Source organism: Bradyrhizobium sp. STM 3561 (genome assembly GCF_045571455.1).
Taxonomy (GTDB): domain Bacteria; phylum Pseudomonadota; class Alphaproteobacteria; order Rhizobiales; family Xanthobacteraceae; genus Bradyrhizobium; species Bradyrhizobium vignae.
This window is the reverse complement of the sequence record NZ_CP120695.1, coordinates 5,533,144-5,554,778: the sequence shown is the minus strand read 5'-3', so window position 1 is coordinate 5,554,778 and position 21,635 is coordinate 5,533,144. Positions and strand designations below refer to the sequence as shown.

General features: G+C 65.4%; 20 protein-coding genes, 1 tRNA gene and 1 pseudogene. 14 read left to right on the top strand and 8 right to left on the bottom strand.

Annotated features, from left to right (window positions below):
- Positions 1-83: 83 nt before the first annotated feature.
- The 3 genes from P6U28_RS26285 to P6U28_RS26275 all read right to left on the bottom strand — a co-directional run bounded on the left by P6U28_RS26285 (position 84) and on the right by P6U28_RS26275 (position 2,341).
- Positions 84-158, bottom strand: a tRNA-Val gene (locus P6U28_RS26285).
- Positions 159-317: 159 nt separating this feature from the next.
- Complete coding sequence (locus tag P6U28_RS26280) at positions 318-1,616, bottom strand: hypothetical protein (protein WP_129146428.1); 1,299 nt, start codon at positions 1,614-1,616, stop codon at positions 318-320.
- A 119-nt stretch (positions 1,617-1,735) separates the two neighbouring features.
- Entirely contained in the window at positions 1,736-2,341 is a 606-nt protein-coding gene (locus tag P6U28_RS26275) for a DUF1134 domain-containing protein (RefSeq protein WP_129146427.1), read from the bottom strand.
- 139 nt (positions 2,342-2,480) lie between these two features.
- Here P6U28_RS26275 and P6U28_RS26270 point away from each other — a divergent pair, with 139 nt between their 5' ends.
- The gene (locus tag P6U28_RS26270; RefSeq protein WP_129146426.1) at positions 2,481-2,963 is read left to right on the top strand and encodes a YHS domain-containing (seleno)protein; all 483 of its coding nucleotides are present in this window, start codon (positions 2,481-2,483) and stop codon (positions 2,961-2,963) included.
- Here the strand turns inward: P6U28_RS26270 and P6U28_RS26265 are convergent.
- Positions 2,957-3,784, bottom strand: coding sequence for a 3'(2'),5'-bisphosphate nucleotidase CysQ (locus P6U28_RS26265; protein ID WP_129146425.1), 828 nt, complete (start codon positions 3,782-3,784; stop codon positions 2,957-2,959). The two genes, P6U28_RS26270 and P6U28_RS26265, sit on opposite strands and share 7 nt — an antisense overlap.
- 185 nt (positions 3,785-3,969) lie before the next feature.
- Between P6U28_RS26265 and chpT the strand changes: the two genes are divergently transcribed.
- The 6 genes and pseudogenes from chpT to P6U28_RS26235 all read left to right on the top strand — a co-directional run bounded on the left by chpT (position 3,970) and on the right by P6U28_RS26235 (position 10,699).
- Positions 3,970-4,623: a histidine phosphotransferase ChpT gene (gene chpT / locus P6U28_RS26260; RefSeq protein WP_164937296.1), complete on the top strand. Its 654-nt coding sequence runs from the start codon at positions 3,970-3,972 to the stop codon at positions 4,621-4,623.
- A gap of 198 nt (positions 4,624-4,821) precedes the next feature.
- Positions 4,822-7,631: pseudogene (locus P6U28_RS26255) on the top strand (chemotaxis protein CheW).
- 19 nt (positions 7,632-7,650) lie between these two features.
- Positions 7,651-8,121 (top strand): chemotaxis protein CheW, encoded by a 471-nt coding sequence (locus P6U28_RS26250; RefSeq protein WP_122401178.1) that lies wholly within the window; start codon positions 7,651-7,653, stop codon positions 8,119-8,121.
- A 71-nt stretch (positions 8,122-8,192) separates the two neighbouring features.
- The gene (locus P6U28_RS26245) at positions 8,193-8,558 is read left to right on the top strand and encodes a PleD family two-component system response regulator (protein ID WP_007600538.1); all 366 of its coding nucleotides are present in this window, start codon (positions 8,193-8,195) and stop codon (positions 8,556-8,558) included.
- 75 nt (positions 8,559-8,633) lie between these two features.
- A complete protein-coding gene (locus P6U28_RS26240) occupies positions 8,634-9,830 on the top strand; it encodes a chemotaxis response regulator protein-glutamate methylesterase (RefSeq protein WP_129146068.1) in 1,197 nt (398 codons plus the stop codon).
- A complete protein-coding gene (locus tag P6U28_RS26235; protein ID WP_129146069.1) occupies positions 9,827-10,699 on the top strand; it encodes a protein-glutamate O-methyltransferase CheR in 873 nt (290 codons plus the stop codon). The genes P6U28_RS26240 and P6U28_RS26235 overlap by 4 nt, the downstream gene beginning before the upstream one ends.
- 161 nt (positions 10,700-10,860) lie before the next feature.
- Here the strand turns inward: P6U28_RS26235 and P6U28_RS26230 are convergent, their stop codons facing one another.
- From P6U28_RS26230 to ctrA, 4 genes are all read right to left on the bottom strand, one after another.
- Positions 10,861-12,021, bottom strand: a complete 1,161-nt coding sequence (locus tag P6U28_RS26230; RefSeq protein ID WP_407120227.1) for a glutathionylspermidine synthase family protein — start codon at positions 12,019-12,021, stop codon at positions 10,861-10,863.
- A 3-nt stretch (positions 12,022-12,024) separates the two neighbouring features.
- Complete coding sequence (locus P6U28_RS26225) at positions 12,025-12,414, bottom strand: hypothetical protein (protein ID WP_129146071.1); 390 nt, start codon at positions 12,412-12,414, stop codon at positions 12,025-12,027.
- Position 12,415: 1 nt separating this feature from the next.
- Entirely contained in the window at positions 12,416-12,820 is a 405-nt protein-coding gene (locus tag P6U28_RS26220; protein WP_129146072.1) for a DUF350 domain-containing protein, read from the bottom strand.
- Positions 12,821-12,985: 165 nt separating this feature from the next.
- Entirely contained in the window at positions 12,986-13,687 is a 702-nt protein-coding gene (gene ctrA, locus P6U28_RS26215) for a response regulator transcription factor CtrA (protein WP_016848562.1), read from the bottom strand.
- A gap of 430 nt (positions 13,688-14,117) precedes the next feature.
- Here ctrA and fliI point away from each other — a divergent pair, with 430 nt between their 5' ends.
- The 7 genes from fliI (at position 14,118) to P6U28_RS26180 (ending at position 21,072) form a co-directional block, all read left to right on the top strand.
- Positions 14,118-15,443: a flagellar protein export ATPase FliI gene (gene fliI / locus P6U28_RS26210; RefSeq protein ID WP_122401184.1), complete on the top strand. Its 1,326-nt coding sequence runs from the start codon at positions 14,118-14,120 to the stop codon at positions 15,441-15,443.
- 121 nt (positions 15,444-15,564) lie between these two features.
- On the top strand, positions 15,565-15,984 hold the full coding sequence (gene fliJ / locus P6U28_RS26205) for a flagellar export protein FliJ (RefSeq protein ID WP_011084990.1): 420 nt from the start codon (positions 15,565-15,567) through the stop codon (positions 15,982-15,984).
- Between the two features lie 312 nt (positions 15,985-16,296).
- Entirely contained in the window at positions 16,297-16,842 is a 546-nt protein-coding gene (locus P6U28_RS26200) for a sigma-70 family RNA polymerase sigma factor (RefSeq protein WP_129146089.1), read from the top strand.
- 182 nt (positions 16,843-17,024) lie between these two features.
- The gene (locus tag P6U28_RS26195) at positions 17,025-18,083 is read left to right on the top strand and encodes an anti-sigma factor domain-containing protein (RefSeq protein ID WP_122401186.1); all 1,059 of its coding nucleotides are present in this window, start codon (positions 17,025-17,027) and stop codon (positions 18,081-18,083) included.
- Positions 18,084-18,318: 235 nt separating this feature from the next.
- Positions 18,319-19,278 carry an AraC family transcriptional regulator gene (locus P6U28_RS26190; RefSeq protein ID WP_407120226.1) on the top strand — a complete coding sequence of 320 codons (960 nt, stop codon included), beginning with the start codon at positions 18,319-18,321 and terminating at the stop codon, positions 19,276-19,278.
- Positions 19,279-20,107: 829 nt separating this feature from the next.
- A complete protein-coding gene (locus P6U28_RS26185) occupies positions 20,108-20,794 on the top strand; it encodes a transposase (RefSeq protein WP_407120225.1) in 687 nt (228 codons plus the stop codon).
- Complete coding sequence (locus P6U28_RS26180; RefSeq protein ID WP_407120224.1) at positions 20,794-21,072, top strand: transposase; 279 nt, start codon at positions 20,794-20,796, stop codon at positions 21,070-21,072. The genes P6U28_RS26185 and P6U28_RS26180 overlap by 1 nt, the downstream gene beginning before the upstream one ends.
- The last annotated feature ends 563 nt before the right edge of the window (positions 21,073-21,635 follow it).

Sequence of the window (21,635 nt, the reverse complement as noted above, 5' to 3'; positions counted from 1 at the left end):
GTCTTTGCTCGCTTCCCGGTCGCTTCCCCGGAAAACGGTGTCAAACCGGCCTTCGCCTAACCGATTGTTTTGGTGAAATGAAATGGTGGGCGCACAAGGGATCGAACCTTGGACCTCTCCCGTGTGAAGGGAACGCTCTCCCGCTGAGCTATGCGCCCGGGACCATCATGCAGGCGGCCGGACCTTTCGGCCGGCCGGCACATCGGAGCCCGCGATTTAGAAGTGCCGGCCGAAGGTGTCAAGTTTCCAGGCGGCGCGGCGGCGGAAAACCTTCCGCAGGTCGCGCAATTCGCGAGGGAAGCCGGATTTTGGGCCGGTTACGCGCCTTGCTGGCGCGCGCGGGAGGCGTGGGCCTGGAGGGCGCGGATGCGTTCGGCGAGCGTTCCGCCGCCTTCGGGCAGGGTGGCAGCGCCCGCGCCATTGGTCGCGGCATCGTTGGCCGGGCGTGGCGCCGGCTTGGGCGGCTGGCCGGCTTCGGCTGCCAGCAGCGCCTCGATCGGCGAGTTCGGGCCTTCGAGCTGCATCGCGAGTTTTGCCACTTCCGCGGCGATGTCGTTGATGCGTTCGCGCAGCAGCGCGTTCTCCATGCGCTCGGTCGCCCAGGAGCTTTCCGCCTGCTGCTGGATCGCGTTGATGTCGCGCTGGAGCTTTGCGCGCTCGTCGCGGGCGGAGCGGAGCTGCTCCTCCAACGCGGCCTTCTCCGCGCGGATCGCTGCAAACGCGGCCGACGACTTGCCGCCGCTCAAGGCGGCGATCTCGACGCGCAGCTCCTTGATGGTGCGCTCGGCGGCCTCGTTGGCCTGGCGCAGCTGGTTGTTCTCATAGTCGCGCTCGGCGAGCAGCTTGCCTTGCGTCGCAAGTCGCCCTTCGAGGTCGGCGACGCGGCCCGACAGCATCTCGGCCTCCTTCACCTGCACGATGAGCTGGCGATCGAGCTCGGTGATGCGCTGGCTCAAATTCTCGACGCGGCCGCGCGCCTCGCCGAGTTCGCGCGAGGCGGTCTCGGAGTCGGTCCGCTCCTGCGCGAGGCGAGCTTGCGTGGCGGCAAATTCCTTCTCGGCATCGCCGACGCGGTTCTTCAATTCCTCGATTTGCGCGCGCACGGCAATGAGCTCGACCTGGCGGCTCTCCGCCATCATCGAGCGGTCGGACAGCTCGGCATTGATCCTGGCGAGCTCGGCCTGCTTGTCGGCCAGCGCGATCTCGGCGGCGTGCAACGCCTCGGTCTTGGCGTTGAATTCCTCCTCGGTGGCGCGCAGCTGCTCCTTCATCGCCTTCTCGCGCGCTTCGAGCGCGAAGATCGTGGCGTTCTTCTCGCCAAGCTCGATCTTCATGCGGTTGATGGCGTCGCTCTTCTTGCCGAGCTCGGCGAGCTGGCTCGTGGTCTTGTTCTTGAGCTGCTCGACGCTCATCTCGAGCCGCCGCGCCGACATGGCGAATTCGGCACGGAGCTGGTCCTTGTCGGCCTGGATCTCGGCCATCGACAGCGGAGTCGCGGCCTCCAGCCGGCGCGTGGTCAGGCGCACCGCGCGGTTATGCACCAGCGGCACGATCGCGAGCCAGCACAGCATCGAGAGCAGGAAACCGATCGCCAGGTACATGATCGGTTCGACCATGGGCCAGAACTCCCAAGCTTAAGGAAAAATTCACCAACGACAATGCCATGGCGGGCCGGCAAAAAGCCAGCCCCGCTCTGTCGTTAACCTTGATCCGTAGGCGGATAAGAGGCGAGGACCTAGAACGGGTTCCAGGTCGCCCGCGGGGTGTATTTGAGATAGCCGATATTGGCACCCAGCCGCAGGCCGAGGCCGGAGCGGATCGGCACCAGCACGATGTTGTTGGCGGTGAGCGCCGTCATGCCGAATCCGCCGATGATGTAGGCCGAGCCGTCGATGCCGGCGAAGCGCTGGTAGATCGCATTGGTGGCGGGCAGGTTGTAGACCAGCGTCATGGTGCGGGCGCCGTCGCCGCCCCAGTCGAAGCCGAGCGAGGGACCCTGCCAGTAGACGCGCAAGTCGCCGGCATTCTTGGTGTAGAGCGTGCCTTCGCCGTAGCGCAGGCCGGCGACGAAGGCGCCGGAGCCTTCCTCACCCAGGATGTAGCCGTTCGGCAGGCCCCATTGGCTGACCGCCTTCTCGATGATCGAGGCGAGCCCGCGCGAGACGTTGCCGAAGAAGCGGTGGCCGGCCGTGACGAGCTCGTCCGGCCCATAGGTGTTGGGGGACGGGGCTCGCTGCGGCGGCGGCAGGTTGGGCGGCGGCGCCTGCTGGGCGGAGGCCGGCACGATCCAGCCGATCATCGCGGCAAGCGCGAGCGCAGCAAGGCGTGATGCGAAAGTCATAAAAGAACCCCTGGTACCGAATCCGATCGCTTCCTTAACCTGACGCCAACAGGCACGGCTGTAGGTTGCGCCGAATGTCCCCTCGACTCGGATGTTATCCGCAGCAACTATGACGGCACAACGGCAGGAAGATAGCCCTTTGCGCCCCGGAATTGCCTTGATCGGCCTCATCGGCCTGTTGGCGGGCATCTGGATCATCTGCCCGGGGTTACCGGCAGCGGCTACCACCACCGAACGGATCGTCGTCAACCGCTTCACCGGCGTCGCCATCGAGGGCTTCGACCCCGTCGCTTATTTCGTTGTTGGCAAGGCCGTGCAGGGGACGGCAGAGTTCGAGGCGAATCTCCGGGGTGCGGTCTGGCGCTTCCGGAACGAGGGCAACCGAGCCTCCTTTCTGGCGCATCCCGAGATCTATGGTCCGCAATTCGGCGGCTACGATCCGGCCGATATCGCCCGCGGCGTCACCATCGCCGGCAATCCGCATTTCTTCGCGATCGTGGCGCAGCGGCTCTATTTGTTCAGCCGGGAAGCCAATCGCGACGCTTTCGTCGCCGATCCCGAGCGCTTCCTCTATGAGGTAGGCAAGCGCTGGCCGACTCTTCAGGAACAGCTCGGTCAGTAGCAGCCTACGGCCTGCGGGTCGCCCCAGGCGATGAATTCCGGGATGATGAAGCCCGTATCGCTGCGCTGGCCGAATCGGAGCTCGCCGCCCTTGCCGTCGGTCACCTTGCCGCCAGCCGCGGTCACGACCGCGCAGCCGGCCCCGACATCCCATTCCGAGGTCGGCCCGAAACGGGGATAGATGTCGGCGTTGCCTTCCGCGATCCGGCCGAATTTCACGGCCGAGCCGCAGGTCTTCCTGACGGCATTGGGCCTGTCGTCGATGAACGCCTCGCTCTTGGGGTCGCCATGGGAGCGGCTCACCGCCGCGATCCAGGGCTCGCCCGGTGCCGGCAGCTTTCGGGTGTGGATCGGCTCGGCCGCCCCGATGGTTGCCCCGTCGAACTTCACCCGCTCGGCGCCGCGCCCGACGATGCCGCGCCAGAGCAGCCCGAGCGCGGGTGCGCTGACGATGCCGAGCAAGGGAACGCCGTCCGTCACCAGGGCGAGGTTGACGGTGAATTCGTCGCGGCCGGCGACGAACTCCTTGGTGCCGTCGAGCGGATCGATCAGGAAGAAGCTGCCCTGAAACGGCGGGGCGGCGAGCTGGGTCCGCTCTTCCGACAGCGTCGGAACGTCGCCCGCGAGCCGCGCCAGGCCGTCGGCGATGATGCGGTCTGCGGCGAGGTCGGCCTCGGTCACCGGTGAGCCGTCCTGCTTGCCCTCGATCCGCATGGCGGAGCGGTTGACGGCAAGGATCGCTTCGCCCGCCTTCACCACCAGTGCGGTGAGCGCCTCCATCAATCCGGATGCGGCCTCGGCATCGATGATCCTCACCTGCATGCCTCATTCATCGGCAAGTCTGCCCTCTCAATTGATTCGCCCGCAGCTCTTATGGCCGCTTCGAACCTATCGCAAGCTAGCTGCCACCGGCTGGCGAATGTTAGAACCCGCAGCATCCGTCAAGCATGCGTGATTCGCGGCGTCCAGCGCCGTGCAATTCCAGGAACCCTCCAGGACCCCATTATATGTCTGACGCCTCGTCGCCCGCGACCGCTACTGCTCCCGATATGCTCGAACTCGCCGCGCTCCTGTGCTCGCGGGTCTGCCACGATCTCATCAGCCCCGTCGGTGCCATCGTCAACGGGCTCGAAGTGCTCGACGATGATCCCAAGCCGGAAGATCGCGAGTTCGCGCTCGACCTGATCCGCAAGAGCGCCAAGACTGCCTCCGCCCGACTCCAGTTCTGCCGCCTTGCCTTCGGCGCCGCCGGCTCCTCCGGCGCCCAGATCGATCTCGGCGATGCCCAGACCATGGCGCGCGGCCACATCGAGGACGGCAAATGCTCGATCACCTGGAATCTGCCGCGGCTGCTGCTGCCGAAGAATCGCGTCAAGCTGCTGCTCAACATGCTGGTCGTCGCCCAGCATACGATCCCGCGCGGCGGCATGCTGACGGTTGATCCGATCGGCGAGGGCGAGACGATGAGCTTCCGCATCACTGCGACGGGGCACAATGCGCGCCTGCCGCAAAACATCTCCGAGCTCCTGAGCGGCGAGCGCGGGCCTGCCGCAGATGCGCATGCAATCCAGCCTTACTACACGCGGCTGCTCGCGCAGTCCTGCGGGCTCACGGTGACTCTCGCGCCCGAAGGCGACGCCATCATCGTTAGCGCTTCGTAAAACAGACGCGTCGCGTTCGGCTTCTTAATCGAATCTTTATGAGGCGCTTCGGTTTGTCCGGAGCGCCCTATCTCTTTGTTGGTTCCGTTCTTTTGCACATACTCAACCAATATTAAACGCTTTGCGGTGAAGCTGGCCCCATTCCGAAATGGCGCATCACGCCTCGTGCGCGCCCTTCCTGTATGAAGGCCTGTTTTCATGGATGATCTGTTGCGGGAGTTTCTGACGGAGACCAGCGAGAGCCTGGACACCGTGGACAACCAGCTGGTGAAGTTCGAGCAGGAGCCGAACAACGCCAAGATCCTGGATAACATCTTCCGCCTGGTCCACACCATCAAGGGCACCTGCGGCTTCCTCGGCCTGCCGCGGCTGGAAGCGCTGGCGCATGCCGGCGAGACCTTGATGGGCAAATTCCGTGACGGCATGCCGGTGACCGGGCAGGCGGTGACGGTGATCCTGTCCTCGATCGACCGCATCAAGGAGATTTTGGCAGGTCTCGAGGCGACCGAAGCCGAGCCTGAGGGCAACGACCGCGACCTCATCGACAAGCTGGAAGCGATGGTCGAGCAGGGCATGGCGGCGATGTCGGCGTCGGCTTCGCCGATCGCGTTCGGCTCGGCGCAGCCGATGCCGAGCGGCACCATTCCGGTTGCTGACGCTCCGCCGCTGGCGCCGGATGCCCCGGCTGCTGCGCCGGCCAAGCAGATGACCACGGGCTCGCTGGTCGAGCAGACCCTGGAGCGCCCGTTGCGTCCGGGCGAAGTCTCGCTCGACGAGCTCGAGCGCGCCTTCCGCGAGACCGCGATCGAAGCGCCGGTGCCTGTTGTCAAAGCTGAGGCCGCGCCTGCGCCGGCCGCCGAAGCACCGGTCGCGAAGGACGCGGCAAAACCCGCCAAGCCGGCGCCGAAGAAGTCGATGGCCGACGAGACGGCGAGCGAGGGCGACCGCGTCGCCAACCAGTCGATCCGCGTCAACGTGGATACGCTGGAGCATCTGATGACCATGGTCTCCGAGCTGGTCTTGACCCGCAACCAGCTGCTGGAGATCTCCCGCCGCAACGAGGACACCGAGTTCAAGGTGCCCTTGCAGCGCCTCTCCAACGTCACCGCCGAGCTGCAGGAGGGCGTCATGAAGACGCGCATGCAGCCGATCGGCAATGCCTGGCAGAAGCTGCCGCGCATCGTCCGCGACCTCTCGAGCGAACTCGGCAAGCAGATCGAATTGGAGATGCACGGCGCCGACACCGAGCTCGACCGCCAGGTGCTCGACCTGATCAAGGACCCGCTCACCCACATGGTGCGCAACTCCGCCGATCATGGCCTGGAGACCCCGCCGAGCGCCTCGCCAGCGGCAAGGGCGAGCAGGGCACCATTCGCCTCTCCGCCTATCACGAGGGCGGCCACATCATCATCTGCATCGCCGACAACGGCCGCGGCCTCAACACCGAGAAGATCAAGGCCAAGGCGCTCTCGAGCGGTCTCGTCACCGAGGCCGAGCTGGAGAAGATGAGCGAAGCCCAGATCCACAAGTTCATCTTCGCGCCGGGCTTCTCCACCGCCGCCGCCATCACCTCGGTCTCGGGCCGCGGCGTCGGCATGGACGTGGTGCGCACCAACATCGACCAGATCGGCGGCACCATCGACATCAAGAGCGTGGCCGGCGAGGGCAGCTCGGTCACCATCAAGATCCCGCTGACGCTCGCCATCGTCTCGGCCCTGATCGTGGAAGCCGCCGGCGACCGCTTTGCCATTCCGCAGCTCTCGGTGGTCGAGCTGGTCCGCGCCCGCGCCAACAGCGAGCACCGCATCGAGCGCATCAAGGACACCGCGGTGCTGCGGCTGCGCAACAAGCTGCTGCCGCTGATCCACCTGAAGAAGCTCCTGAAGATCGACGACGGCGCCGCCAGCGATCCCGAGAACGGCTTCATCGTGGTGACGCAGGTCGGCAGCCAGACCTTCGGCATCGTCGTCGACGGCGTGTTCCACACCGAAGAGATCGTGGTCAAGCCGATGTCGACCAAGCTGCGTCACATCGACATGTTCTCCGGCAACACCATCTTGGGCGATGGCGCGGTGATCATGATCATCGATCCCAACGGCATTGCCAAGGCGCTCGGCGCCGCCGGCTCCTCGGCCCACGACATGGCGGATGACGCGGCCGGCCATCACATCGGCTCGGGCGAGCAGACCACCTCGCTGCTGGTGTTCCGCGCCGGCTCGTCGCAGCCCAAGGCGGTCCCGCTCGGCCTCGTCACGCGCCTGGAAGAGCTGCCGGCCGACAAGATCGAGTTCAGTAACGGCCGCTACATGGTGCAGTACCGCGAGCAGCTGATGCCGCTGGTCGCCATGGAAGGCGTCACCATTGCCAGCCAGGGCGCCCAGCCGATCCTGGTGTTCGCCGATGACGGCCGCTCCATGGGCCTCGTCGTCGACGAGATCATCGACATCGTCGAGGAACGGCTCAACATCGAGGTCGGCGGTTCGGGTTCGGGCATTCTCGGCTCGGCGGTGATCAAGGGCCAGGCCACCGAGGTGATCGACGTCGGCCACTTCCTGCCGATGGCGTTCGCCGACTGGTTCACCCGCAAGGAGATGCGGCCGTCGATGCACTCGCAGTCGGTGCTGCTGGTCGACGACTCTGCGTTCTTCCGCAACATGCTGGCGCCGGTGCTGAAGGCCGCCGGCTACCGCGTCCGCACCGCGGGAGGCGCGCAGGAGGGCCTCGCCGCGCTGCGCGCGCAAAACTTCGACGTGATCCTGACCGACATCGAGATGCCGGACATGAACGGGTTCGAGTTCGCCGAAGTGATCCGCGCCGACAACAATCTCGCCGCGACGCCGATCATCGGCCTCTCGGCGCTGGTGTCGCCGGCGGCGATCGAGCGCGGCCGCCAGGCCGGCTTCCACGATTATGTCGCCAAGTTCGACCGTCCCGGTCTGATCGCGGCGCTGAAGGAGCAGACCGCGGGCGCCGCCGGCGCCTCCGAGCTGAGCCGGGCGGCGGCGTAAGGGCGACAAGGAGAGATCGATGAGCAGCAAGACCCACGCCAGCGAAGGCACCATGGTCGAATACGTCACCGCGATGATCGGCGGCCAGCTGTTCGGGCTGCCGATCTCCCGCGTCCAGGACGTGTTCATGCCCGAGCGCGTCACCCGCGTGCCCTTGTCCTCGCGCGAGATCGCCGGCGTCTTGAACCTGCGCGGCCGCATCGTCACCGTGGTCGACATGCGCGCCCGTCTCGGCCTGCCCAGACCTGAGGACGGCAAGACGGCGATGGCGGTCGGCGTCGACCTGCGCGGCGAATCCTACGGCCTCCTGATCGACCAGATCGGCGAGGTGCTGCGCCTGCCCGAGGACGGCAAGGAGGAGAACCCCGTCAACCTCGACCCCCGCATGGCCAAGCTCGCCGGCGGTGTCCACCGCCTCGACGGCCAACTCATGGTCGTCCTCGACGTCGATCGCGTCCTCGAGCTTGCGCCCGAAATGATGGCGGCCTGATACGGCGGCGCTGCCGCCGGCGGGCCTGCAATTGGAAGTGTCCCCGCAGAGGGGAGGAAGCAGAGGTTCACATGCGAACTTGTCTCGTCGTTGATGATTCCAGCGTCATTCGCAAGGTTGCGCGCCGGATCCTGGAAGGCCTCGACTTCCAGATCCTCGAAGCCGAGGACGGTGAGAAGGCGCTGGAGGCCTGCAAGCGCGGCCTGCCCGATGCGGTGCTGCTCGACTGGAACATGCCGGTCATGGATGGCTACGAGTTCCTCGGCCATCTCCGCCGCATGCCCGGCGGGGACCAGCCCAAGGTCGTGTTCTGCACCACCGAGAACGACGTCGCGCATATTGCGCGCGCGCTGCACGCCGGCGCCAACGAATACATCATGAAGCCGTTCGACAAGGACATCGTGACGGCGAAGTTCCAGGAAGTCGGCCTGATCTGAGCGATTGTCCGGAGGCTGAACGGATCCTCCGGCGCTTGTTTTCAACTGAACCGTTTCAGTCTGAGTTGGTGAGTAATGAGTATTGCGTTCGCAGGTAATTCGACTACAGGCACGTCGCGCGAAGCCGGACCGCTGCGGGTGATGATCGTCGACGACTCCGTCGTCATCCGCGGTCTGATCTCGCGTTGGATCGGCGCCGAGCACGACATGGAGGTTGCGGCCTCGCTGCGCACAGGGCTCGAGGCGGTCAACCAGCTGGAACGCATCAACCCCGACGTCGCCGTGCTCGACATCGAGATGCCCGAGCTCGATGGCCTCTCGGCGCTGCCGCGGCTGCTGGCAAAGAAGCGCGATCTCGTCATCATCATGGCCTCGACGCTGACCCGCCGCAACGCGGAGATCAGCTTCAAGGCGCTGTCGCTCGGCGCGGCCGATTACATCCCCAAACCGGAGTCGACGCGCGAGGCGGCAGCCGCGGACATTTTTCATCACGACCTGATCCAGAAGATCCGCCATCTCGGTGCGCGGCTGCGTCGCAGGCCCGCGGTTGCGAGCCCGCCGCTGGCGCCCGCGAGCCCGGCTCCGGCCGCGCGCGGTCCGGTTGCGCGGCCTGTCGCGCCTGCGCCCGCTCCGGCCGTGCACGCCCTCTCGTCAGGATCGCCGTCGACGCGTCCGTTCTCGGCCCAGGCGCCCAAGGTGCTGCTGATCGGCTCCTCGACTGGCGGTCCCCAGGCGCTGATGTCGCTTGTCACCGAGCTTGGCCCCGTGATCGACCGCTTCCCGGTGCTGATCACCCAGCACATGCCACCGACCTTCACCACCATCCTTGCCGAGCATCTGGCGCGTTCGAGCCGCCGGCCGGCAGCCGAGGCGGTCGACCGCGAGCCGGTGAAGCCGGGACGGATCTATCTTGCGCCCGGCGGCAAGCACATGCGTGTGGCGCGCAGCGGCGCGGATGTCGTGATCGGGCTCGACGACGGCCCCGCCGTCAATTTCTGCAAGCCCGCGGTCGATCCGCTCTTCACCTCCGCCATCGACGTCTGGCACGGCAACATCCTCTCCGTGATCCTGACGGGCATGGGCTCGGACGGCATGCGCGGCGGCAAGGACATCGTCGCGGCCGGCGGCAGCGTGATCGCGCAGGACGAAGCCTCCAGCGTGGTCTGGGGCATGCCGGGCGCGGCGGCCAATGCCGGCATCTGCGCGGCGATCCTGCCGCTCAACCAGATCGGCGCCAAGGTCAACCGCCTGTTCGCGGGAGACCGCTCGTGACGCCCTTGGATTACGATTATCTGCGCAAGTTCCTGAAGGAACGCTCCGGTCTCGATCTCTCCGCCGACAAGCAATATCTGGTCGAGAGCCGACTGCTGCCGCTCGCCCGCAAGGCAAGCCTATCAGGCATTCCCGATCTCGTCCTGAAGATCAGGAACGGCGACGGCCGGCTTGCGACCGATGTGGTCGAAGCGATGACCACCAACGAGACGTTCTTCTACCGCGACAAGATTCCGTTCGACAACCTGCGCGACACCATCCTGCCGGGCCTCATCCAGGCGCGCGCGGCGCGCAAGTCGCTTCGCATCTGGTCGGCGGCCTCCTCGACCGGGCAGGAGCCCTATTCGATCGCGATGTGCGTGAAGGAGATGGGAGCTGCTCTCGCCGGCTGGCGTATCGAGATCGTCGCCACCGACCTGTCGCAGGAGGTGCTGGAGAAATCCAAGGCCGGCGTCTACAGCCAGTTCGAGGTGCAGCGCGGCCTGCCGATCCAGCTTCTGGTGAAATACTTCACGCAAACCGGCGAGCTCTGGCAGCTCAACCCCGACATTCGCGCCATGGTGCAGTTTCGTCAGCTCAACCTGCTGCAGGACTTCTCCCATCTCGGCACGTTCGACGTGATCTTCTGCCGCAACGTGCTGATCTATTTCGATCAGGATACAAAGGCCGTGATCTTCGAGCGCCTGGCGAAAGCGATGGAAGCCGACGGCACGCTGCTGCTTGGGGCCGCCGAATCCGTCGTCGGCATCACGGATGCGTTCCGCCCGATCTCCGACCGTCGCGGTCTCTACCAGCTTAACCCCGCGCGCTCCGGCCGGGGGATGGGCGTATTGATGCCGCAGCCGCTGAAGGTCGCTGCGGCGCGGTGAACAGCTTCTCGTCATTCCGGGGCCGCGCCTAAGCGCGGAGCCCGGAATCCATAACCACAGGCCTCCGAGATGGGCAGGCCGTTGGACGTGGGGCTGTTCGATCTGCCTGTGGCTATGGATTCCGGGTTCGCGACGACGTCGCGCCCCGGAATGAGGGGCCCTCACAGAATCGCATGCGGCAGAAACCGCGAGCGGTTGCCGGTGATCGGGCTCTCGTCTTCGCGGATCGACAGGCCGCAGGGTTCGTGATCCACCAGCCAGCTTCCCACCACGGGATAGAAGGCTGAGAAATTCGGCAGCGGGGACAGCGCCTGGCGCACGAAACCTTCGGCGCCATAGGGGCCATTCTGTTCATCGAGCGGCATTCCGCCGGACACAATCGTGACGTTGGCGCCCTCGCGCGAGAGCAGCGGCTTGCGCACATAGGAGCTGCCGAGCTCGGCAGCGCGCGGGTCGTCCTCGAAGAAGGCCGGCAGCAGGTTGGGATGGTTCGGAAACATCTCCCAGAGCAGCGGCAGAATGCCCTTGTTCGAGAGCACCGCCTTCCATGGCGGCTCGATCCAGCGCGTCGGAGCATCCTTGAGCTTTGCGCCGAATGCGTCTTGGAACATCCATTCCCAGGGATAGAGCTTGAAGGCGAGTGCGATGTCGCCATCGTCGAGATCGATGAAGCCACCAGGCTCGTCGTGCCAGCCGACCTGCTCGATGTCGAGCAGCCTGGTCGAGAGCCCGGCCTGGCGTGCGGTGTCTTCGAGATAAGCGAGCGTGCCGGCGTCTTCCTCGTTGCCGGTGATGCCGGTGAGATGGACGTGGCGGCCGCTAGCGATCTCCTTCCACGTCGCGATCAGCCGCTCATGGATCGAGTTGAACTGATCGGCACGCGACGGGATCATGCGGCGTTCGATCGCCTGCTCGAGCCAGGTCCATTGAAACACGGCGGCCTCGAAGATCGAGGTCGGCGTGTCCGCGTTGTATTCGAGCAACTTTGCCGGCGATTTGCCGTCGAACTTCAAATCGAGCCGGCCATAGAGGCTGCGGTCGTCGCGCTTCCAGCTCTCGGCGATCAGGCCCCAGAACGCTTCCGGAATCTTCAAGCGCCGCAAGGAGTGCTCGTCGCCGATGATGCGGCCGGCAAGCTCCAGGCAGATCGCATCGATCTCGCCGGTCGGCGTCTCGATGCCACGCTCGATCTCGTCCAGCGTGAAGCCGTAATAGGCGCGCTCGTCCCAATAGCGCTCGCCGTCGATGGTGTGGAAGACGAAGCCGCATTTCGCTGCGGTCTCTCGCCAGTCGTCGCGCTCGAGACAGGTGATGCGCTGCATGGGTCAGCCGCCGCCCGAGAAGCCGTGGCCGAACGAGCCGAAGCCACCGCGGCTCACGCTATGAGAGCCCGAGTCGGACGATGTTCCCGACGAGGAATGGCTCGAGGAATCGCTGCTGAAGACGCTCGATCGCGACGACCAATGCGGGCTGCTGCCGCCTGACGAACTGCTGCCGCTGCTGCTGCAGGTCGTGGTCGTCTGCCCCGGTACGGCCCCGGGAGAGGGCTCGCAGATCTGCCGCGGCATCAGCGTGTAGGCGGTGGTGCCGACCGCGATCGTACCCATTACCAGCAGCGCGACATGGCCGGAGCGCTTCACCGGTGGCTGCGCAGGCGGTGGTTCAACCACTGGGCGGCGCTTGCCGAATTCCTTCTTGGAGGGCTTGTCGGCCATCTCAGTAGATCATGCTGGCGGCGTTGAGCAGCCCCGCGGCGAGCGAGGACAGGCCAAGCCAGATCGCCGGGGCCAGCTCGCCGGCGGAGATCCGCTCCGAGAGCTTCGGCACCGGGACCTTGACGAGGAAGAACACGATGACCTGCACGATCAGCGCGATCGTCGCCCAGATCAGGCAGTCCAGCACATTGGCCGAATGCGCGATGGCGCTGACCAGCGGCGCCACGAAGCCGAGCAGGCTGAGCCCGAGCGCGATCGCTGCGGCCGGCTCGTTATCCCGGATGAGCTGGAATTCGTTATGGGCCGTGATGCGGGTGTAGACGAACAGATAGGCCACGATCGCGATCAGCCCGGTGCAGAAATAGACCAGGAAGGCGGGCAGGCCGGCGAGTGATTGCAGGAGCATCGTTCCCCCATCGTGCAGCGACCATTCGTCGGCAGGGGAAGGCTAGCGGTTCAAACGTTAAGCTTCAGATGAAGCTGCCCCCCAAAACCGAAAACCCCGCCATTTGCGGCGGGGGCCAGGCTGGGAGGAGCGAGCCCTTTCGGGCTCGCGATGTAACCCGGAAGATCAGGCGGGGATGCGCTCGTCGGCCTCGTGCGGCTCGCGCAGCACGTAGCCGCGGCCCCACACGGTCTCGATGAAGTTGCGGCCCTCGGAGGCGTTGGCGAGCTTCTTGCGGAGCTTGCAGATGAAGACGTCGATGATCTTCAGCTCCGGCTCGTCCATGCCGCCATAGAGATGGTTGAGGAACATTTCCTTGGTGAGGGTCGTGCCCTTGCGGAGCGAAAGCAGCTCCAGCATCTGATATTCCTTGCCGGTCAGATGCACGCGCTGGCCGCCGACTTCCACCGTCTTGGTGTCGAGGTTGACGACGAGGTCGCCGGTCTGGATGACAGACTGGGCGTGGCCCTTCGAGCGGCGCACGATCGCATGGATGCGGGCCACCAGCTCGTCCTTGTGGAAGGGCTTGGTCATGTAGTCGTCGGCGCCGACGCCGAGACCCTTGACCTTGTCCTCGATGCCGGCGAGGCCGGAGAGGATCAGGATGGGTGTCTTGATCTTGGAGACCCGGAGCTGCTTGAGCACGTCGTAGCCGGACATGTCGGGCAGGTTGAGGTCGAGGAGAATAATGTCGTAATCGTACAGTTTACCGAGATCGACGCCTTCTTCCCCCAGGTCGGTCGTGTAGACGTTGAAGCTCTCCGACTTCAGCATCAGCTCGATCGACTGCGCGACGGCGCTGTCATCTTCAATCAGCAAAACGCGCATGCCAGTTCCCCATAGTCGCCGCTCCTGGGCGTCAGGTCGGCCGCATTCGCGGCACTCAACAAAACGCCTTTGAACAACTGATTCGGATCCTGACGACAGATGGTTAACAAACTCTGATTCTGGAACGCAAGTCCCCCCGGTGCAATTTTTGTCGAATCGCCCTAAGGTCTTGCGCGCGAAGCAGCTTTCGTTACCCGATCCCGTTCAAGCTCCACTTTAAGAGACGGACCTAACCGACTCCCGCGACTCAGCCTTCTTCTGAAGGGGAGTCACGCTCAGTCACAAAGACAGTGACGCAATGATTAATGATGCGGGTAAACACGAAGTTAAGCGCCGTTCAGAAATATGGCGAAACTTAAGAGTTTCACCGTGAGGTCCCGGATGACCTGGGCGCGCCCCTTGATGAAGGCTCACCGATGAAGGCTCACCGATGAAGGCTCTTGCCGAACAGATCGGCGACATCGACGGCATCAACATCTATGGCCGCGTGGTCGGCGTGCGCGGGCTGATGGTCGAGGTGGCCGGTCCGATCCACGCGATGTCGGTCGGCGCGCGGCTGGTGATCGAGACCGGCGCCAACCGCACCATTCCCTGCGAAGTGATCGGCTTCTCCGGTAACAATGCTGTCGTGATGCCGTTCGCCGGCCTCGAAGGCGTGCGCCGCGGCTGCAAGGCGGTCATTGCCAATGCCGCCAATCAGGTGCGGCCGTCCGCAGCCTGGCTCGGCCGCGTCGTCAACGCGCTGGGCGAGCCGATCGACGGCAAGGGCCCGTTGCCGCAGGGCTCTTCGCCGATGCCGTTCCGCAATACGCCGCCGCCCGCACATTCGCGCAAGCGAGTAGGCAGCCCGCTCGATCTCGGCGTGCGCGCGATGAACACGTTCCTCACGTGCTGCCGTGGCCAGCGCATGGGCATCTTCGCAGGCTCCGGCGTCGGCAAATCGGTGCTGCTGTCGATGCTGGCGCGCAACGTCGATGCCGCCGTCAGTGTCATCGGGCTGATCGGCGAACGCGGCCGCGAGGTGCAGGAATTCCTGCAGGACGATCTCGGCGAGGAGGGCCTGGCGCGTTCGGTCGTGGTGGTCGCGACCTCCGACGAGCCCGCGCTGATGCGCCGCCAGGCGGCGTATCTCACGCTCGCGGTCGCCGAGTATTTTCGCGACGAGGACAAGGACGTGCTCTGCCTGATGGACTCGGTGACGCGCTTTGCCATGGCCCAGCGCGAGATCGGCCTGTCCGCCGGCGAGCCGCCGACCGCCAAGGGCTACACGCCGACCGTCTTCACGGAGTTGCCGAAGCTGTTGGAACGTGCCGGGCCGGGCTTGGGCGAGGGCGCCATCACCGCGATCTTCACGGTGCTGGTCGATGGCGACGACCATAATGAGCCGATCGCCGATGCCGTCCGCGGCATCCTCGACGGTCACATCGTGATGCAGCGGTCGATCGCCGAGCGTGGCCGCTACCCTGCGATCAACATCCTCAAATCCGTCTCCCGCACGATGCCGAAATCGGCCGATCCGCAGTTCTGGCCTGTCATCCAGCGGGCGCGCCAGGTGATGGCGACCTATGCCGACATGGAGGAATTGATCCGTCTCGGCGCCTACCGGGCCGGCTCCAGCCCCGAGGTCGACGAGGCGATCCGCCTGCACGAGCCGCTCGAGGCCTTCCTGCGTCAGCGCAAGGACGAAAATGCATCACTCGCGGACGGCTACCGCCAATTGGCCCAAATCCTGGGCAATTTGGAAACGGAACGCTAACTTTGTCAGGTCATCATCCGATCCCACAGAGTAGCAGAGCCGGTCTTGGCCTCGATCGGGCCTATGGGGTGACCGGTGCCGTCCCACGTGCAGCGGGGGGACTTCTGGGGAGTACGAGTCGATGAAGTCACGAGATACGCTTATCCGCCTGAAGAAATTTCAGGTCGACGAGAAGCGCCGCCGGGTCACCCAGATCGAGACCATGATCGCCGATTTCCAGCGGATGTCGGTCGATCTCGAGCGCGAGATCCAGACCGAGCAGGAGCGTGCCGGGATCAACGATCCCTCGCACTTCGCCTATCCGACCTACGCCAAGGCCGCGATCCAGCGCCGCGAGAATCTGACCCGCTCGGCCGACGAGCTCAAGGGTCAGCTCGATGAAGCCAAGGCCGCGCTGGCCGAGGCCTTCGAGGAGCTGAAGAAAGTCGAGCTCCTCGACGAGCGCGACCAGGCTCGCGAGCGCGCCGAGGAAAACGCCCGTGAGCAGGCCGACCTCGACAGCATCGGCCTGATGCGCGCGCGCATCGGCGCCGTCGCCTGACGCGCCAGCAACCAAACATCCAGGAATTTGCCAAAACCCGGACCCGCAAGGTCCGGGTTTTCGTATCTGCTGTCCACAGTGTAGCGCCGCGCCCCTTGGTGGTCGGCTTGGCCGCGCGCTATGCTGGCGGGAGTGAATGCTGTGCCAGCGACGGCGGTGCCCACCTCTCCCTCGGGGGAGGTCGGCGCGGAGCGCCGGGTGAGGGGTTACGGTCTGCCGTTAGCCCTGCGCCCCCTCACCCGATTTGCTGCGCAAATCGACCTCTCCCCGACGGGGAGAGGTGAAGCGACGGGTCGCGTTTCAGGGGGCTCAATGCTGACGCCAGCAGAGCTGGTCGGGTTGATTGAGGCGGTGGCGAAGGGCGATCAGGCCGCGTTCGAGCGCCTGTACGCCGCCACGCGCGCGAAACTCTATGGCGTCGTGCTCCGTATCTTGCGTCGGCAGGATCTCGCAGAGGAGGTCATTCAGGAGACCTACGTCAAGATCTGGAACAGCGCCGGCCAGTTCAATGCGGCGCTGTCGTCGCCGATCACGTGGATGGCCTCGATCGCGCGCAATCGTGCGATCGACATCGTGCGCAAGAAATCGGAAGCATCCATCGAGGAAGAGCCTCAGGCGATGGAGATTGCGGCCGAGAGTGCCGATCCGCTGGCGCGCCGCGAGATGACCGAGGAGCTGAAGCGGCTCCTGGAATGTATCGGCCGGCTCGAGCCGGACCGTCAGAGGCTCGTGCTGCTCGCCTATTACAACGGCTGGAGCCGCGAGCAATTGGCGGAGAAATTTTCGGCGCCCGTCAACACGGTGAAGACGTGGCTCCGGCGCAGCATGTTGGATATCCGGGAGTGCCTCGGGCTCTAGAGGATGACGAGAGTGGCACGAACCAGAGCGGCAACGGCAGTTGACCTCCCCCCGTCGGGGAGAGGTCGGCGCGTAGCGCCGGGCGAGGGGCCGCGGATCTCCTGGGGGACCGTAACCCCTCACCCGGGCCGCATCTTGCGATGCGCTCCGACCTCTCCCTTCGGGAGAGGTGAAGGAATGTGATGGCCTACACGGAGGACCATATCGCGCTCGCCGCGGAATACGCGCTCGGGACGCTCGACGCCGATGAGCGCGCGCAGGTCGAGACCATGATGGCGGTCGACGAGGCGTTCGCCGCCATCGTGCAGGGCTGGGCCCATCGTCTCGGCGTGCTCAACCAGATGGTCGGCTCCGTCGAGCCGCGTCCGATCGTGTGGGAGAACATCAGGTCCGAGATCGCGCGCACGGCCGCCGCACAGGAGCCGCCCGCGCTGGCCGAGGCTTCGCCGCCACCACCGTCCGTGCCGGAGTCATCCTCGCTGCAGACCGCGGAGGCGCCGACCGAAAGCTCGCAGTCGGTGGAGGTGCAGCATCCCGAGGCCGGGCCAGCTGAGACGTCGCGTCCCGAGCCGGACGCCCTCCCTGACGTCGCACCGCAATTCATCCCGCAAGTCCATGCGCCGGATATCAACGTCGTTCGTGCGCCGCAGCCGCCGGTCGTCGGCGACAGCAATGTGGTTCGCCTCGAGGGCCGCGTGAAGCGCTGGCGCTCCATTGCATCGGCCGCCGCCGCGCTCGCAGCCGCGCTGCTCGTGACGCTGTCGCTCCAGATCTTCCAGCCCGACGCGCTGCCGGGTGCTTTGCGTCCCGCGCCGCGCATCCAGACGGTCGAGGTGAAGACGCCGGCCGCGCCGCTCGCCGCCTCCGCACAATATGTCGCGCTGCTGCAGGGCCAGGGCGGCGGCCCCGCCTTCATCCTCACCATCGACGGTGCGACGCGGAATTTCACGGTGCGCAAGGTCGGCGCGACGCCGGAGCCCGGCAAGAGCTTCGAGCTCTGGCTGATCTCGGACAAGCTGCCGCGCCCGCGCTCGCTCGGCGTCATCGGCGCGAGCGATTTCACCGCGCGTCCGCTGCTCGCCTCCTATGATGCCGAGGTCGTCCAAGGCGCGACCTACGCCGTCACGGTCGAGCAGGCCGGCGGTTCGCCGAGCGGCCAGCCGACCTCGGCGCCGGTGTTTTCCGGCAAGCTGATCGAGGCCGTGCCGCCGTCCCAGCCGCAGGCGCCTGCGAAGAAATAGGTGCGTGTGCCGCAGCCCGGATGGAGCGAAAAGCGAAATCCGGGACCACTGTTCCCGCATTCCGCTTTGCTCCGTGCGGGCTACAAGGCCGCGCCACTGCCGCCACGGTCCATCCCGCCGTCGCATCCCGATTAAGTGTCCGTGAATCCATCCCCGCTTTGAACCTCCCCGCAATTCGCCGCGTCAAATCCCCGGAATTTGAAGTCCGCGATGCTGGAAAGGGCGAGAAAATCAGATGGATGCAGCGAGAACGCCAGGCATCTTCCTTCACCAATATGCAGGCCTGCCGCACGGCGCCGCCTTCGAACATTGGCGCGAGCGGGCCGTCGGTCCCTGCGGCCTCGATATCGGGCCGAGCCATGGCGACAACATCGATTGCCGGCTGCAGATCAGCGTCGTCGACAACATCGCGCTCGCCATTCCGGAAGGTGCCTCCGCGCAATATTCCCGCACGCAGAGCCACCTTGCCGACGGCAGTGACGATCTCGTCCTGATCGCGGCCCATGCGGGGCTCGTCCGCGTCGGGCAGAACGGCCACAGCGTCGAGCTCGCGCCCGCTCAGATGGTGCTGGTCGACATGAGCGTGACCGGGACCGTCGGCCACACCGAGGCAGACCGCTTCACCACCATTCGCATGCCGCGCCGTGCGCTGCTCGACATCAGTCCGCGCGCCGAGGACAAGCTCTCGCAGGTGCTCTCGGATGGTGCGGTCGCCGAGACCATCTTCCGCTACCATGCGCTCGCCGCCAATCATGCGCCGCATCTCGATGCGGTCGGCCAGCGCCTGACCGCGCAGCATATGGTCGACCTCGTCGGCCTCTTGCTCGGCACGGATGCGGAGAATGCAAATCGCGCACGCGGCCGCGGCCAGGCGGCGGCTCGCTTCGATCTCATGCGCGCCGATGTGATAGCCGCACTCGGCCGCAACGATCTCTGCCTGTCCGAAGTCGCGACGCGCTCGGGGCTCAGCCCGCGCCAGGCCCAGCGCCTGTTCGAGCAGGCCGGCACGACCTTCACCGAATTCGTGCTGGAGCAGCGCCTGCTCCACGCGCGCAAGCTGCTCGCTGATCCCCGCGCCAGGGCGCGCAAGATCAGCGACATTGCGCATTCCTCGGGCTTCGCCGACCTGTCCTATTTCAACCGCGCCTTCCGCAAGCGCTTCGGCGCGACGCCGTCGGAGCTGCGCGAGGCGTGAGCCGCGGCTTGTAGGCGCGTAGCACGGAGCCTGGATGGAGCGTTAGCGCAATCCGGGGCCGCTTTGTCCGCGGATGCGATCCCGGATTACGCTTTGCTCGATCCGGGCTACGAGACCTTGTGTTGCCGACGGGCAAAACACCCCAACTGTCGGTCAACGGGCGCAGTCGAAAATATTCCGCTTTACCGAAATTCGGAAATCGCGTAGGTGTCGCGGCACTCCGGCCCGAGGAAGAGGGGCGTATCGCGATCGTCACGACACGCGGGCCGGGCGGCGGTGGACGTGGGTCACATCGGCGCGAAGGGTTTTGCAGGGCGGGCAACCGTGAGCGAGTGCGTCGCGCATACGACCGGTGTGGCTGGCGTACGGCAAAATCGTGTGGTCCTGGCGCCCGGGGTCTGTGCGCCAAGTCTTGCGGTGATGTGTATTGCCCGACCGGGCATGCACATCAGCCATCCGCAAGGCGACGGGGGCAATAGTGCATCGCTCCCCGAGGAGATCACGACATAAGCCGTCAAACCACTGCGCAGGGAAGGCCGGGATGTCCTGGCTACACCTGTATGCCGCTGTGCAGCTTCTTGTTACGCAGAATTCGCACAGTGGACCGCGGGTGCCAGCCGGCTCCCGGCCTTCCCTGCGCCCTTGTGTCCCCGAAATCTGCCAGAATGTGGCAACGGGCGGTTGGATCAGAACCGCCCGTTGCCGGAACTGAGCCCGTTGCGCCCAAAGGCGACAGAGCCTGCTAAAGAGCAAGGGACAGCTCCGGTGTCTTCCTGAACCCGAACAGTTGCAAGGGCTGCGAGCCCGTACCAGGCAAGGAAGGGAGTGGATGATGACACAAGACGATCTGGTTGTCGTCGGCATCGATGTCGCTAAAGACAAGATTGATGCGTGCATTCGGACCGTAACGGAGCGGAAGACTTGCCCAACAACCGCGGCGGGGCGACGGAGCTTGATTGCATGGCTTCGCAAGCATCAGGTCGGCAAGGCAGTGATGGAGGCAAGCGGCGGCTACGAGCGGGTATGGGCCAAGGCGTTGCGCCAAGCAGGGCTGGAAGTACGGATCGTCGATCCCAAACGGGTTCGCCACTTTGCGGAATCGGCGGGACGCCTTGCGAAAAATGACAAGATCGACGCGGAGATGATCTCCTGGTTCGCCGAGACATTCGGCGAGGCTCCCAGCCAAGTCGACAATCCCGCTCACGAGGAGATGAAGGCACTGGTGAAGGGACGCCAAGGCCTGCTTGACGTCAGGGCTCGCCTGGAAATGCAGAAGGAGCATGAGGCGCCGGCCCTTGTTCAGAAGGCTCGCGCGCGTCTTCTTAAGAAGCTGGCTGACGAAATCGCCGCGCTCGAGACCGCGATCGCGGCGACGATCAAGACAACGCCGGACTTTGCCAAACGTGCCGAGATCATCCAGAGCGTACCAGGCTTTGCTGAGGGGACCGCAATGGCGCTGCTTGGAGGACTACCGGAGCTGGGGCAGGTGAGCGACGAAGTTGCCGCCGCGCGTTGATGGGCGTTGCTCCTTATGACGATGATAGCGGCAAACGTCGAGGTGAACGCTGCATCAAGGGTGGCCGCCGCTGGGTGCGAAATGCCCTCTACATGCCCTGTGTCGGTGCCGCAACGCTGAACAATCCGGTGTTCAAGGCCTTCTACGAACGGCTGATTGCCAAGGGCAAGCCGCCAAAGGTCGCGATCGTCGCCTGCATGCGCAAGCTGATCATCATCCTCAACACCATGATCGCGCGCGGCGAGACGTGGGATCCGAAGAAATACAGGGTGGCCTGACGAGCGCGCCTATCTCGCGCTCGGACCTCGGCCGAGCGCATGCAAAGCCAACAGACCGGTGAGCGGACGGGGTCAAGGCCGTCAGCCGCCGCAGGCGGGGGCGCGCCAGCGCCAGCCTTGAGGCCGGCCGATCGCCGGGCTACTTCGCCACAGTTGCTCTTTCCAACGAGGGCAAGGCGACGAAGCAAAGCTCGGGCGAGATCAGTCGCGAGAATGCGAGGGTGTGTCTGCGATGAATGCCAATGATGAAGCGACTGTGTCACCTCCCACGCGCCATCACTCTGCCCTCGTGCCCCGGACGCAGGGCAGCGTCCCTTCGACGATGCGCAGCAGAGCCGGGGCCCATGTGTCGGGATGCCGTGGAGCTGCTGGGTCCCGGCTCTGCGCAGCAACGCCATAGCGCGTCGAAGACGCGCGTGAACGCGCTGGCGCGTCCGGGACACGGGCGGAGAGAATGCTCGCATCGATGATCTGACCCGTCCCTGCGCAACCGCGCGACATACCCCAGACATGAGAAAGCGCCCGTGGGGGGCGGGCGCTTTCCGTAGTCGACTTGGGGTTGG

Coding starts and splice junctions, on each gene's coding strand:
- P6U28_RS26280 (WP_129146428.1), bottom strand. CDS start 1,616: ATGGTCGAACCGATCATGTACCTGGCGATCGGTTTCCTGCTCTCGATG.
- P6U28_RS26275 (WP_129146427.1), bottom strand. CDS start 2,341: ATGACTTTCGCATCACGCCTTGCTGCGCTCGCGCTTGCCGCGATGATC.
- P6U28_RS26265 (WP_129146425.1), bottom strand. CDS start 3,784: ATGCAGGTGAGGATCATCGATGCCGAGGCCGCATCCGGATTGATGGAG.
- chpT (WP_164937296.1), top strand. CDS start 3,970: ATGTCTGACGCCTCGTCGCCCGCGACCGCTACTGCTCCCGATATGCTC.
- P6U28_RS26250 (WP_122401178.1), top strand. CDS start 7,651: ATGAGCAGCAAGACCCACGCCAGCGAAGGCACCATGGTCGAATACGTC.
- P6U28_RS26245 (WP_007600538.1), top strand. CDS start 8,193: ATGCGAACTTGTCTCGTCGTTGATGATTCCAGCGTCATTCGCAAGGTT.
- P6U28_RS26240 (WP_129146068.1), top strand. CDS start 8,634: ATGAGTATTGCGTTCGCAGGTAATTCGACTACAGGCACGTCGCGCGAA.
- P6U28_RS26230 (WP_407120227.1), bottom strand. CDS start 12,021: ATGCAGCGCATCACCTGTCTCGAGCGCGACGACTGGCGAGAGACCGCA.
- P6U28_RS26225 (WP_129146071.1), bottom strand. CDS start 12,414: ATGGCCGACAAGCCCTCCAAGAAGGAATTCGGCAAGCGCCGCCCAGTG.
- P6U28_RS26220 (WP_129146072.1), bottom strand. CDS start 12,820: ATGCTCCTGCAATCACTCGCCGGCCTGCCCGCCTTCCTGGTCTATTTC.
- ctrA (WP_016848562.1), bottom strand. CDS start 13,687: ATGCGCGTTTTGCTGATTGAAGATGACAGCGCCGTCGCGCAGTCGATC.
- fliI (WP_122401184.1), top strand. CDS start 14,118: ATGAAGGCTCTTGCCGAACAGATCGGCGACATCGACGGCATCAACATC.
- fliJ (WP_011084990.1), top strand. CDS start 15,565: ATGAAGTCACGAGATACGCTTATCCGCCTGAAGAAATTTCAGGTCGAC.
- P6U28_RS26200 (WP_129146089.1), top strand. CDS start 16,297: ATGCTGACGCCAGCAGAGCTGGTCGGGTTGATTGAGGCGGTGGCGAAG.
- P6U28_RS26195 (WP_122401186.1), top strand. CDS start 17,025: ATGGCCTACACGGAGGACCATATCGCGCTCGCCGCGGAATACGCGCTC.
- P6U28_RS26190 (WP_407120226.1), top strand. CDS start 18,319: ATGGATGCAGCGAGAACGCCAGGCATCTTCCTTCACCAATATGCAGGC.
- P6U28_RS26185 (WP_407120225.1), top strand. CDS start 20,108: ATGATGACACAAGACGATCTGGTTGTCGTCGGCATCGATGTCGCTAAA.
- P6U28_RS26180 (WP_407120224.1), top strand. CDS start 20,794: ATGGGCGTTGCTCCTTATGACGATGATAGCGGCAAACGTCGAGGTGAA.